The sequence below is a fragment of the Edaphobacter modestus genome (assembly GCF_004217555.1).
Lineage (GTDB): Bacteria > Acidobacteriota > Terriglobia > Terriglobales > Acidobacteriaceae > Edaphobacter > Edaphobacter modestus.
The window spans coordinates 5,604,071-5,615,272 of record NZ_SHKW01000001.1 but is presented as its reverse complement, the minus strand read 5'-3'; the positions used below and the strand labels follow the sequence as shown (position 1 = coordinate 5,615,272).

Annotated in this window: 11 protein-coding genes; 5 read left to right on the top strand and 6 right to left on the bottom strand. The window is 61.1% G+C overall.

Features of this window, described 5'->3' with window-relative positions; all coding sequences use genetic code 11:
• Nucleotides 1-25: 25 nt before the first annotated feature.
• The 3 genes from BDD14_RS23685 to BDD14_RS23675 are packed head-to-tail and all read right to left on the bottom strand — an operon-like array spanning nucleotide 26 to nucleotide 4,007.
• Nucleotides 26-616 carry a hypothetical protein gene (locus BDD14_RS23685; RefSeq protein ID WP_130421788.1) on the bottom strand — a complete coding sequence of 197 codons (591 nt, stop codon included), beginning with the start codon at nucleotides 614-616 and terminating at the stop codon, nucleotides 26-28.
• Nucleotides 613-2,544, bottom strand: a complete 1,932-nt coding sequence (locus BDD14_RS23680; RefSeq protein WP_130421786.1) for a sensor histidine kinase — start codon at nucleotides 2,542-2,544, stop codon at nucleotides 613-615. Before BDD14_RS23680 ends, BDD14_RS23685 begins: the two co-directional genes overlap by 4 nt.
• A gap of 2 nt (nucleotides 2,545-2,546) precedes the next feature.
• A complete protein-coding gene (locus BDD14_RS23675) occupies nucleotides 2,547-4,007 on the bottom strand; it encodes a sigma-54-dependent transcriptional regulator (RefSeq protein ID WP_130421784.1) in 1,461 nt (486 codons plus the stop codon).
• 206 nt (nucleotides 4,008-4,213) lie between these two features.
• Here BDD14_RS23675 and BDD14_RS23670 point away from each other — a divergent pair, with 206 nt between their 5' ends.
• Together BDD14_RS23670 and BDD14_RS23665 are read left to right on the top strand one after the other, a co-directional pair.
• Nucleotides 4,214-4,540: a rhodanese-like domain-containing protein gene (locus tag BDD14_RS23670; RefSeq protein ID WP_130423551.1), complete on the top strand. Its 327-nt coding sequence runs from the start codon at nucleotides 4,214-4,216 to the stop codon at nucleotides 4,538-4,540.
• A gap of 126 nt (nucleotides 4,541-4,666) precedes the next feature.
• Nucleotides 4,667-6,076: a two-component system sensor histidine kinase NtrB gene (locus tag BDD14_RS23665; RefSeq protein WP_165420218.1), complete on the top strand. Its 1,410-nt coding sequence runs from the start codon at nucleotides 4,667-4,669 to the stop codon at nucleotides 6,074-6,076.
• On the opposite strand, the gene BDD14_RS23660 is transcribed toward BDD14_RS23665, so the two are convergent.
• Both BDD14_RS23660 and BDD14_RS23655 read right to left on the bottom strand, forming a co-directional pair.
• Nucleotides 6,000-6,980: a tyrosine-type recombinase/integrase gene (locus tag BDD14_RS23660; RefSeq protein WP_130421779.1), complete on the bottom strand. Its 981-nt coding sequence runs from the start codon at nucleotides 6,978-6,980 to the stop codon at nucleotides 6,000-6,002. The two genes, BDD14_RS23665 and BDD14_RS23660, sit on opposite strands and share 77 nt — an antisense overlap.
• Nucleotides 6,981-6,994: 14 nt before the next feature.
• On the bottom strand, nucleotides 6,995-7,942 hold the full coding sequence (locus BDD14_RS23655) for a tyrosine recombinase (protein WP_130421777.1): 948 nt from the start codon (nucleotides 7,940-7,942) through the stop codon (nucleotides 6,995-6,997).
• 181 nt (nucleotides 7,943-8,123) lie between these two features.
• Here BDD14_RS23655 and BDD14_RS23650 point away from each other — a divergent pair, with 181 nt between their 5' ends.
• From BDD14_RS23650 to BDD14_RS32575, 3 genes are all read left to right on the top strand, one after another.
• A complete protein-coding gene (locus BDD14_RS23650; protein WP_130421775.1) occupies nucleotides 8,124-8,405 on the top strand; it encodes a hypothetical protein in 282 nt (93 codons plus the stop codon).
• Nucleotides 8,406-8,466: 61 nt separating this feature from the next.
• Nucleotides 8,467-9,852, top strand: coding sequence for a signal recognition particle protein (gene ffh, locus BDD14_RS23645; RefSeq protein ID WP_130421773.1), 1,386 nt, complete (start codon nucleotides 8,467-8,469; stop codon nucleotides 9,850-9,852).
• A gap of 29 nt (nucleotides 9,853-9,881) precedes the next feature.
• A complete protein-coding gene (locus tag BDD14_RS32575) occupies nucleotides 9,882-10,112 on the top strand; it encodes a hypothetical protein (RefSeq protein ID WP_207231813.1) in 231 nt (76 codons plus the stop codon).
• A 594-nt stretch (nucleotides 10,113-10,706) separates the two neighbouring features.
• Here BDD14_RS32575 and BDD14_RS23635 read toward each other — a convergent pair.
• Nucleotides 10,707-11,045 carry a GIY-YIG nuclease family protein gene (locus BDD14_RS23635; protein WP_130421771.1) on the bottom strand — a complete coding sequence of 113 codons (339 nt, stop codon included), beginning with the start codon at nucleotides 11,043-11,045 and terminating at the stop codon, nucleotides 10,707-10,709.
• Nucleotides 11,046-11,202: the final 157 nt, after the last annotated feature.

The window sequence follows — 11,202 nt, the reverse complement described above, 5'->3', positions numbered from 1 at the left end:
CAGGTTTGCCGCGGTCTGTCTTTAACTACTTCTCAAGATCATCGAGTAAGAGTTTTGCCTTGGTGGCCAGCGTCATCGCGCCTTCCGTATCGCCCGTGTCCAGGGCCTGCTGTGCCTGCTTCTGAAAGTTTCGAATACGGCTGATCTGTGTCTTTTCCATGTTCAGCTTCTGTGCGGGCAGACTACGCAGACGTCCCTCGATCGAGTTCAGCAGCTCCACTGCCTCCTGCTGGGCACGAGGATTGGCCTCTCCGCCCAGGGAGAGCGCACCGATTGCAGCCTCTTCGGGCGACACCGTAACCGCTGGAGTTTCGGCAGGCGGCGTCGGCTGCGCAGCCGACGTAGTCGTCGGCGCTGACGGTCGCCTTCGCCGTTCGCGTCGGGGCGATGAGCCCGTGGCGACAGGCATCGGCGGCAGGTCCACCTCTGGCGGCTCAATCATAGGAGGCGTCGCCGGTTCTGGAGAGCTCAATAGCGCCATCGGTTGCGTAATGGGCGGCAGGGGCGGAAGCACGGGCTTATGCCTGCAGCCACTCAGGCCGCAGGTAAGCGCGCAGGCAAGCGCCCATCGCATCGCGGTCCTCGCCGTTACCGGGTTGCTGCTATGCCGCCTCAAACGTGCTCTCCCAGGGCTCTACGGCTGGTTCCAGCCGACGTAGCCTTTCTTGTGTCTGCTGCGGAAGCCACCGGCAGCCGCAGCGTGAATGTCGTTCCTCGCTCGTGTGCGCGTGGATCGTTGTTCGAACGCACGTCCAGTGCGCCTCCATGCAGCTGCAGGATGCGATAGGTCATCGCCAACCCGATTCCACTGCCCTTGGGTTTGGTAGTGAAGTACAGCTCAAAGATACGCGGAAGCACCTCCGGAGCGATACCTTCTCCGTCGTCGGTCACCTCCACCACCGCAAACTGATGTTCGCGATGCAGTGTCAGGACCAGCTTCCCTCCCGCTGGCATCGCCTGCATTCCATTCAGCATAAGATTCAGCAGCGCCTGCCGGACAAGCTCCGCGTCCACGCGCACCATCAGCGGATCTTCCGGTGAGTCGACGCGGACGAGGACCCCGTTCTCATGCATCTCGGCGGCGGTCAAATCCACCACCGCGGCCACAACCTGGCGCAGATCCTGCTCGCGCAGCTTCATGTCCATCGGCCGCGAGAAGTCGGCGAGCGTTTGTACGACCCGGTCCAGCCGCTGCATCTCGCCGGCAAGAATATCGACGTGACGCTGCGCTCCCCCAAAGGCCTCCGGCCCCGCCGCCGAAAGCTTGCTGCGCAGCAGCTCCAGGTGAACCACCATGGCGTTGATCGGGTTCTTCACCTCATGCCCGACCCCGGCCGTCAGACGCCCGATGGCCGCCAGACGACGCGAGATCTCCAGCTCCTGCCCGAGCTGCATCACCCACTCCAGGTCGCGCAGCGTCACCAGGGTTCCCATACTTTCTCCCAGGCCATCGTTGAAACGATCCAGCGAGATCTGCACCCTCCGGCCGTCCTCGAGAGTCACGCTTTCGGCGGTGACGGAATCCCCATCGGCAAACGAGGCCAGAACCGCGGCCCCCAGCGCCGTATCCGGCTCGAAGATCTCCTCCAGCTGCCTTCCCACCAGCTCTCCCTCGGGATAGTTCAGAAAGTAAGCAACGGCGTCCGAGACCATCGCGGCTCGGCGGTCTGCCGTAAACAGAAGCACACCGTCCCGAAGGGTATCGAGCATCTGGTTCAGATTCGCCTGCAGCGTCGTAAAACCGGCCTCCTTGGACCGCATCTGCTCCCCCAGGCGGTCGATCGTCTGCGAAACGCGGACCATCGCATCGCTGTCGGCTTTTCCTTGAGCGGCGGAGGCTGCCGGCTCCCCTGCCTGCAGCGTCAGCTTTTCCAGCTGGCGGCTGATCTGTTCAATCGGCTGGAGCGCGGCGTTTGCCAATACCGCGGCGGCCAGCATCGCAGCCAGCGCGGCAAGCAGCGCAAACAGACCAGCCGCCCGCAGCCAGGGCTCGTAGGAGTTGCGAAGAAACGTGGACCGAACCCCGACATGGACCGCGAGAAAGGGCTGGCCATTCCTCTCCAGCGGCTGCACCGTGTCAAACACCTGGGGTCGTCCAAACACCTGCCGGCGCTGATAGGCAATGCTTCCGTTCTGAATGCTCTCGAGGCTGTTTCGCTGGGGAGCCGTCTGATTCACCGCCTCGGGATCGGTGCTCACGACCGTGATGCCACGGGCGTCCGTAACGCTGACATCCTGCACCGTGGGCGAGTAACGCACGATCGCGTTCATCACATCGTCCAGCGGCTGATACCTGCGCAGGGCGCCTCCGACGGCAGCGTACAGGGCTTCGTTCCCCAGGTCCGACGGAGGATTGGCGCGCAGGCCAGTCTCCACCGCCTGCCGCGTCATCAACGTGACCTCGCTCGCGAGCACGTTATTGGCAGCAGCTGTCTGCTCGATGCGCTGTCGCAGAAGCTCGCCGACAAACAGGAGCGAGAGCACCGCAACAATCGCGAACGTCAGTCCGGTAGCCGATACCACCAGCTTCGTCTTCAGCCGCATGCCTAATCCACCAGGGCAGAGTTATTCGAGTATTCCTTCAGTTTGTTCTGCAGGGTCTTCGAACTGATGCCAAGAATCTCAGCGGCTTTTGTTTTATTGTTATGCGTCGCCATCAGGGTCTTCAAAATCAGCTGCCGTTCCGCCTCATCGACCGTGGTCCCCACTTCCACTCGCACCGTATTCTGGTCCTCAAGATAACGCTCCACCTCGCTCGAACGAGAGCTGTCGGAAGCATTCTCCGCGGCTGCGGAACTGAAGCGGCCGCTCTTGGTCGTTGAGGGGGCAAAGCCCGGTTCGCCAAAGTTGGGTGGAAGATGCTCCACGCCCAACATTCCCGTTCCAGCCATGATCGTCGCCCGCTCAATCGTATTCCTCAGCTCCCGAACGTTGCCCGGCCACGAATACGCCGTCAGCTTCTTGAGGAGCGACTCTTTCAGACCGGTCACGGTACAGTTATGCCGCTCGTTCATGTCTCCAATCATCTTCTGCGCAATCGGCGCAACATCTTCAAGGTGCTCGCGCAACGGAGGCATCTGGATGTTGAAGACATTCAAGCGGTAATACAGGTCTCCCCGCAACTCGCCTGCGGCGACCGCCTGCTCAGGATCTTTATTGGTCGCCGCCACGACCCGCACATCCACCGGTGTCTCCGCCTTGCTTCCAAGACGTCGCAGCTTGCGGTCCTCGAGCACACGAAGCAGTTTGGCCTGCGTCGCTGCCGGCATCTCTCCAATCTCGTCCAGAAGCAGGGTTCCCTCTTCAGCCAGCTCGAAACATCCCGCCCTGCGCTCCACCGCACCCGTAAAGGCCCCCTTCTCATGGCCAAAGATCTCACTCTCGATCAGAGTCTCGGGAATCGCGGCGCAGTTCACCGCGACAAACGCCTTCTTGTGGCGGGAGCTCAGTTCATGCAGCGCGCGGGCAACCAGTTCCTTTCCGGTGCCGCTCTCGCCTGTAACCAGTACGCTCACATTCGAGGGCGCAATCCGCTCGATCAGCGAAAACACCGCCTTCATCCTCTCCGAGGTTCCCACCAGCGGTCCCAGCATCCCGGTCTCGCGTTGACGACGCCGTATCGTCTCCAGCTCGGTATCGACATCGACGTGCTGACGGCTCGCATTCTGCAGAATCGTCCTTAGCCGCAGAGGATCCACCGGCTTCGGCACGTAGTCATACGCGCCCTTCCGCATAGCCTCCACGGCGGATTCGATCGAGCCCTGCGCCGTCATCATCACAACCGCCATGTGGTTGGGAAGATCGGCAATACGATTCAGCAACTCCATCCCATCCATCCGTGGCATCTTCAGATCAGTGACCACGATGCCCGGATTCCATGCGATGGCCTTCTCCAGGCCCTCCACTCCGTCGGCGGCGCCTTCGGTCTTATACCCCCAGCTCTCAATCAGCTCAGTCAGTCCCGTACGCGCGTGGACTTCATCTTCGACGATCAAAACTCGTTCCAAATCTTCCTGCTTTCCGTACCAGAGTTTGTCGGCAGATACCTGCTTCGATGCCTCTAAATCCTTAAGTGTACCGTTTCGCGAGGCATCCTTGGATACCCGTTTCAACTGCTCTGCGGCAGATTGTCTAACTCTTGAACAAGAAGCGTTTAGCCTTTCTCCGGGGTTCCACCCCGATCTCCCGGCCTCTTGCGATACTCTTTAAACCTATGCTTCCTCCGGAGATCACCGCCGAGGCTTTTGCCCAACAACGCCAGCAACCTGACCCACCTGTCCTCTTGGACGTTCGGGAACCATGGGAGTTTAGTACCGCGAACCTCCCTGGATCCGTCCTCATGCCCATGGGCGATGTCCCCTCGCGCGCACACCAGGAACTTGATCCGGATCAACCCATCGTCGTGCTCTGCCATCATGGAGCTCGCTCGCTCTCGGTGACCATGTGGCTGCGGAATCAGGGATTTGAACACGTTCAGTCCCTTGCCGGCGGCATCGATCATTGGTCCCGCGCCATCGACGCTGCCGTGCCTCGGTACTGACGTACCCAAAAAGGCCCCTCCGATGCTGCAATCCCGTCGCCGCTGGCAGCGTTTGGGTCGACATTCTGCATCCTAACTCTGGTAATGGCTGCTGATCTACGAAATACCGGCCGTCGGGTAGGGAGCATGAGCACATCGGGCTCGGTACCGCGGGCAAACGGCGTTGAAGAGGAGACGGAAACCGTCGAGTCTTCTCCCAAAACCCGTGAATCGTCCGGCCCCACCCTCTGGACACCCAACGGGAAGCAAAGCCAACCGGCCTCCTCAAATTCCCTGGACTCCCGGAGTATCGCAAGGCTCTGGCAAGAGGAGCCGGATCGAAGCTACGCCCTCCTCGCCGCGATCGTCGAATCCTCCGACGATGCCATCATCAGCAGCGACCTCGACGGAACCATCACCTCTTGGAATAGAGGTGCGGAACGGGTCTTTGGCTATACTGCCGCCGAGATGCTCGGAAACTCCACCTCGGAGCTGGCATCCCCCACCTGCCAGGAGGACACGGAACGCGTTCTCGAAAAAATCCGCCGCGGAGAGTCGGTCGATCATTACGAAACCCTGCGCCGCCATAAGGATGGCAGCGAGATCATAGTGTCCATGACCGTTTCGCCTATCCGAAACTCTTCCGGCATTCTGATCGGAGCCTCCAAAGTCTCCCGCGACATTACCAACACGCGACGCGCCGAGCAGTCCATGCGCAATGCCGACAAACTGGCGCTGGCTGGACGCATGGCCGCCAGTATCGCGCACGAGATCAACAACCCTCTCGAAGCCATCACCAACCTGCTCTATCTCGTCGAGCACGAGACACTCTCCGACGAAGCCCGCACTTATCTCACACTGGCCCAGCATGAATTGGGGCGCGTCTCACACATTGCGTCCCAGACCCTCGGCTTCTTCCGGAACAATCGCGGGCCGTCCTCGACGCTTCTGTCGGAGATCGTCGATAGCGCCCTTTCGCTCCATCTGGGCCGCCTGACCACGTCCAATGTGGCAATTCACCGGGAGTATGCGCCTCTTGCGTCTCTCTTCGTGCACCAGGGCGAGTTGAGACAGGTGCTCGCCAATCTCATCGGCAACGCGCTCGATGCGATGCCGGCAGGTGGACGCCTGAGAGTGCGAATTCGCAAGGCATTGGATCCCGTGACAAAAACCAGCGGCGCGCGAATCATCATCGCGGACACCGGAACCGGGATGAACCGTGCCACCATGCGTCAGATCTTCGAGCCCTTTTACACCACGAAAGGCTCCGCCGGAACTGGCCTGGGACTGTGGGTCAGCAGCCAGATCGTTGCGCGCCACAAGGGACATATCTTAGTCAGAAGCAGCCAGTCTCCCCAACATAGCGGCACCGTCTTTTCCATCTTTCTGCCTCACCTGACTGAAGCGACATCCAGCTACTCCGAAGAGGGTCCCGCTTCGCCATCGCAGCAATTGTCGCTGCCTATCGCCGAGATGCCCTCTACTTCGCGCGAGGATGCGTCTCGTCATACACACGCTGAACCTGACCCACAGTCAACTGCGTATAACGCTGCGTAGTCGAGAGCCTCTCGTGCCCCAGCATCTCCTGGATGGCGCGCAGATCAGCGCCTTCCTCCAGCATGTGCGTGCCGAAGGCATGTCTCAGCGTGTGCGGATGCACGTCCGCGGCTAAGCCCCTGCTCAACGCGATCGCCTTCACAATCCGTCCCACGCTGCGCGTCGTCAGCCTGCAGTCGCCCCGGGCACGCAGGTTCATCAGCAGAGGTCCCTCGTGAACCAGCGCACCCTTGCCGGCAGCGCTCAGCCGCTCCGCACGGACCGGAAGATAGCTCCGCAGCGCTGCCGCGGCCTCGTCTCCCAACGGAACCAGCCGCTCCTTCCGTCCCTTCCCCCGCACCAGGATCGCCTCGTCGCCCCACTTCACGCTGTCCATATTCAGCCCCACCAGCTCGGAGTTGCGAATCCCGCAGCCATAAAGCAGCTCGAAGATCGTCCGTTCCCGCTCCGGCCAGGCAATAGGCTCGGCCTCGGCCGCTTCTGCGCTTCCCTGCCTCTGCTTCGAGGGTGCCTCCAGGGAATTCAACACCCGGTTGACCTCCTCCACGCTCGGAACGCGCGGCAGGTGTTTCGGAAGCTTCGGTGTGCTCACCAGCAGAGCCGGGTTCTGTTCCACCAGCCGCTCCTTCGCCAGCCATCGGAACCAGCTTCGCACCGCAGCCAGCGCCCGCGCCGCGCTTGCCTTCGTCAACCCGCGCTCGTAAAGCACTCCAAGATACGAGCGGATGTGCGTGTGCTCCACCGAGGCGATCCCGGCGCTCGCGCCCAGGCTCTCGGAGAGATACACCGCGAAGCTGCGAATCTCCCGCGCATAGGCCCGCACCGTGTGTTCGGACGCTCCACGCTGATTCGTCAGCATCGCCAGAAATCGCTCCGCCAGATCGCGAAACTCGCCCGCTTCCATCTCCGGCTCCACGGCTAAACCTCCGCCCCGGAATCAGGCCGCTTCCCTCGCGGATGATGCATGCGATGAACCTGCTTCAGACGGCCCAGGGCCACGTGCGTGTACACCTGCGTCGTCGCAATGTCGGCATGTCCCAGCAGCGTCTGCACGCTTCGCAGGTCGGCTCCGTGATCCACCATGTGGGTCGCACAGCTGTGGCGCAACTTGTGCGGGCTCGCCTTCCTTCCCGCGGGAGAAACGCTCCGCACCATCTCCCACACCCACTGCCGTGTCAGGGGTCTCCCCCGCACGCTCAGAAAGAGCGTGCGCTCTCTCTTCGTGCCTTCAAGCTCCGGACGCCCCAACGCGAGATATCGTTCCAGCGCCTCCAGTGCCGATCGGCCCAGCGGAACGATCCTCTCCTTGTCGCCCTTGCCGCGAACCTGCGCCCGGCCTGTATCCAGGTGAAGATCCTCCACATGCAGCGAGCAGATCTCCCCTACGCGCAGCCCGCCACCATACAGGAGCTCGAGAATCGCGTGATCCCGCAGCGCCAGCCCATCCGCATCGGCAACACGCGCGGCCACGCCCGTCTTCTCCAGCATCTCCGCCACCTCGCTCTCGGCGAGGCTCTTCGGCAGAATCTTCCAGCTCGACGGGCTCTCCACATTCACCGTCGGGTCGTGCGAGATCTTCTTATCCATCAGCAGCCAGCGATAGAACCCTCGCAGCGCGCTCAGCTTCCGCGCAACCGACCGCGAATCGACCCCGTGGCTTCGCAAACTCTCCATGAAGCCCCCGACATCCTCCTGCCCCGCCGTGACCAGCAGGCCGTCACGCCCCTCCACATGCTCGGCAAACTGCTCCAGGTCGCACCGATAAGCCTCGCAGGTCGCCGGCCTCATCCCCTTCTCCACGCGCAGGAACACCATGTACTCCCGCACAATCTGGAGATTACCCGACTGCTGCAACCGTGCTTGCATGAACCGATTATCTCCGCCACCGCCCGGGAAAATCCGACCCCGCTCGTTCGCGTACCAGCTTAGCTACGAACCCTCCGTCGTACTCCCCTCGAAAATTGTTCGCATCGGCCGACTAATATCGTTCCCAAAATCCGGATTCCGATATCGCCTTCCCGAAACCTCATTCGAAAGGAGAAATCTCATGCCCCATCTCAATCCCCTGCTGGCGCTCGGTGTGCTGGTCTCCACCGCCGCCACCGATGCCGTCTACGTGCTATTCAACGCCGCCGTCTCCTCGCGCCGCCGCGTTCCAGCCGCCACCTGGAGCAGTATCTGGTACATTCTGTCCGCCTTCGCCGTCATCAGCTACACCAGGCACTGGATCTACGTCCTCTTCGCCGCCCTGGGATCGTGGATCGGCGCCTACGTCTCCATGACCTTTCTCACCCGGCCAAAGGAGATCCCTGGACCCAAAGTCTCCTGAGCGCCCCCTGAACCCCTTGGCGACCACAGCCCTGAACCCCGCTGCTAAACTTGAGACAGTCATGTTCGAAAACCTCTCAGACAAGCTCCAGCGATCCTTCAAAAACCTCCGCGGTCAGGGCTCCATCACCGACGAGAACATCTCCGACGCCCTGCGCGAGATCCGCCTCGCCCTGCTCGAGTCCGACGTGAACCTCGCCGTCGTCACCGAGCTGGTCGAGCACATCCGCGCCCGCGCCATGGGCTCGCAGGTCGCCACCGCCCTCTCCCCCACTGAGCAGATCGTCAAGATCGTCCACGACGAGCTTGTCAACGTTCTCGGCAAGGACACCGCCCGCTTCCAGAAGTCCTCGCAGCCCCCGTCGGTCATCCTCATGGCCGGGCTCCAAGGCTCCGGTAAGACGACCACCTCCGGAAAGCTCGCCCAGTGGCTCAAGAAGGCCGGGCACCGACCCATGCTCGTCTCCGTCGACGTCTATCGTCCCGCCGCGCGCGAGCAGCTCGCCATCGTCGCCCGCTCCATCAACGCCAATCTCTACGAGGGCGATATCAAGGGCGAACCCGCCGACTCCCGCCTCGTCGAGCGCCTCGCTCGCGAAGCCAGGCGCGAGGCCGCCAACTTCGGCTGCGACATGCTCATCGTCGACACCGCCGGCCGCAACCACATCGACTCCGAGCTCATGGACGAGATGGCCGGCCTCAAGAAGCTACTCTCGCCCTCCGAGATCCTCTTCATCGCCGACGCCATGACCGGCCAGGACGCCGTCAACTCCGCCAAGGCCTTCAACGACCGCCTCACCATCACCGGTGCCATCCTCACCAAGATGGACGGCGACGCCCGCGGCGGCGCAGCCCTCTCCATCCGCCACGTGACGGGAGCCCCTATCAAGTTCCTGGGCACCGGCGAAAAGCCCGACGCCTTCGAGCCCTTCCACCCCGACCGCATCGTCTCCCGCATCATGGGCCACGGCGACATCGCCACCCTTCTCGAGCGCGCCGAGGAGCGCCTCGACCGCGGCAAGGCCGAGCAGTTCGCCAAGAAGGCTCTCTCCGGCGACGGCTTCACCCTCGAGGACTTCCGCGACCAGCTCCGTCAGATCAAAAAGATGGGCTCCATGAAGTCCATCCTCAAGATGCTTCCCTCCGTCGGCCCCTTCGCCGGAATGCAACAGGCCATCGACAACGTAGACGAAGGCCAGTTCACCCGCGTCGAGTCCATCATCAACTCGATGACCAGGAAAGAGCGACTCGACCACGAGATCATCAACGGCAACCGGCGCAAGCGCATCGCCAAGGGCTCCGGAACCACGGTCCAGGACGTCAACAACCTCCTGCGACAGTACGCCCAGATGCGCAAGGTCTTTAAGACCATGGGCTCAGGCGGAGGCATGAAGGCCCAGCAAAGAATGATGAGCCAGATGCAGGGACGACAGCGGTTCGGAAGATAGCTTTGACGAGGATGTCAGAGAGCCACCAAATGACAACGTTCGAGTATGAACAAGATGACAAACCCCGCTCGATGCGTGAAGCAGGCGTGCGACAACGTCGACAAACAATGCTTTACCAACCGCACATTGCACCTTTGACTGCATATGCGGCCAAGCTGCGCGAGCGTGGTTCAGTAGAGGTCCCTGAGTTCGACCCATTTGACGGTGGGATTCATGCGCAAGTCTTTCTTATTCGAAAAGCCCGGTCCAATGACAGCTAGCCAAGACGGTTCGGGATTCATTAGCCGCAACAACGATGATCCCAGTGCGGAAGCAACGTTCAACTTTATGCAACATGCAGGGATCCCTCGAAAACTAACTGTTACGTGGAATGTAATCCCCTGGTGGAATGGAACACGTAAAGTGACGGGGCAGGAGTTGGACGAAGGTGTAGCCCGGAGCATTGGAACTCGTCAGCCTCCTTCCAATGCTCCGGGCTGTAGTTCTGGTTGGAAGCAAGGCTGCAAAAGCCAAGGCATATCTCGGCGAGACAGATCTTACATTGTTAACTTCGGCGCACCCATCGCCGCTGGTCAGAGCAAAATTTCCAGCGAGATGGAACGCAATCTCTTCACAGTGGGCGCAGGTGCCAGCCGTTTTAGCCGAGAGAGCAGTCTAGGCGGGTGGCCCATAAATTCCGAATAACCTACCATCGGGTGCCGGGTGCCCCATTCATGCGGTCTCATCGCATGAGTGGGACATTCGCGCAAAGCGCGAACCTGCCCGATACCCGAAAAAACGTGTCATCCTGAGCGAAGTGGTTCGCGCATTTGCGAACCACGCAGTCGAAGGACCTGCGGTTGCTTTTCCAGTCCTCAAACCTCACCAATCATCTTCACCGGCTGGCCCCACTCTTCGCTCAGATCCACCCAAGCCGGATTCTCCCGTTCAATCAACCCTATCTTCTTGGCGCGAGACCATCCCTTCAACTGCTTCTCTCTCGCAATTGCATCCTGAACATAGGGATGCCGCTCAAACCACACCAGTCGGTTGCAGTTGTACTTTTTCGAATACCCTTCGAATCGACCTTGCTTGTGTTGCTCAACCCTAAGTTCAATCTCACTCGTCATACCGACATAGAAGTTATGACTGCGACTTGCACAATGTAGGTGTAATACATGGCTTCGTTCATCGAGCCCAGCATAGCAGCGCATCTCCCCTGAACTCGAGCAAACCGCAGGTCCTTCGACTGCGTCTGGCGCAAAGAACGCGCCAAACTTCGCTCAGGATGACAAATCCCTGGACGTCACGCAGGGCCGCGCACCGCGTAAAGCGCGAACCCAACCCATCCCATCGGTCATCCCACTCCTC

Excerpts from the sequence above, each read along its gene's own strand:
- BDD14_RS23680 (WP_130421786.1), bottom strand. The coding sequence starts at position 2,544 with ATGCGGCTGAAGACGAAGCTGGTGGTATCGGCTACCGGACTGACGTTC.
- BDD14_RS23670 (WP_130423551.1), top strand. The coding sequence starts at position 4,214 with ATGCTTCCTCCGGAGATCACCGCCGAGGCTTTTGCCCAACAACGCCAG.
- BDD14_RS23665 (WP_165420218.1), top strand. The coding sequence starts at position 4,667 with ATGAGCACATCGGGCTCGGTACCGCGGGCAAACGGCGTTGAAGAGGAG.
- BDD14_RS23660 (WP_130421779.1), bottom strand. The coding sequence starts at position 6,980 with ATGGAAGCGGGCGAGTTTCGCGATCTGGCGGAGCGATTTCTGGCGATG.
- BDD14_RS23655 (WP_130421777.1), bottom strand. The coding sequence starts at position 7,942 with ATGCAAGCACGGTTGCAGCAGTCGGGTAATCTCCAGATTGTGCGGGAG.
- BDD14_RS23650 (WP_130421775.1), top strand. The coding sequence starts at position 8,124 with ATGCCCCATCTCAATCCCCTGCTGGCGCTCGGTGTGCTGGTCTCCACC.
- ffh (WP_130421773.1), top strand. The coding sequence starts at position 8,467 with ATGTTCGAAAACCTCTCAGACAAGCTCCAGCGATCCTTCAAAAACCTC.
- BDD14_RS32575 (WP_207231813.1), top strand. The coding sequence starts at position 9,882 with ATGACAACGTTCGAGTATGAACAAGATGACAAACCCCGCTCGATGCGT.
- BDD14_RS23635 (WP_130421771.1), bottom strand. The coding sequence starts at position 11,045 with ATGCGCTGCTATGCTGGGCTCGATGAACGAAGCCATGTATTACACCTA.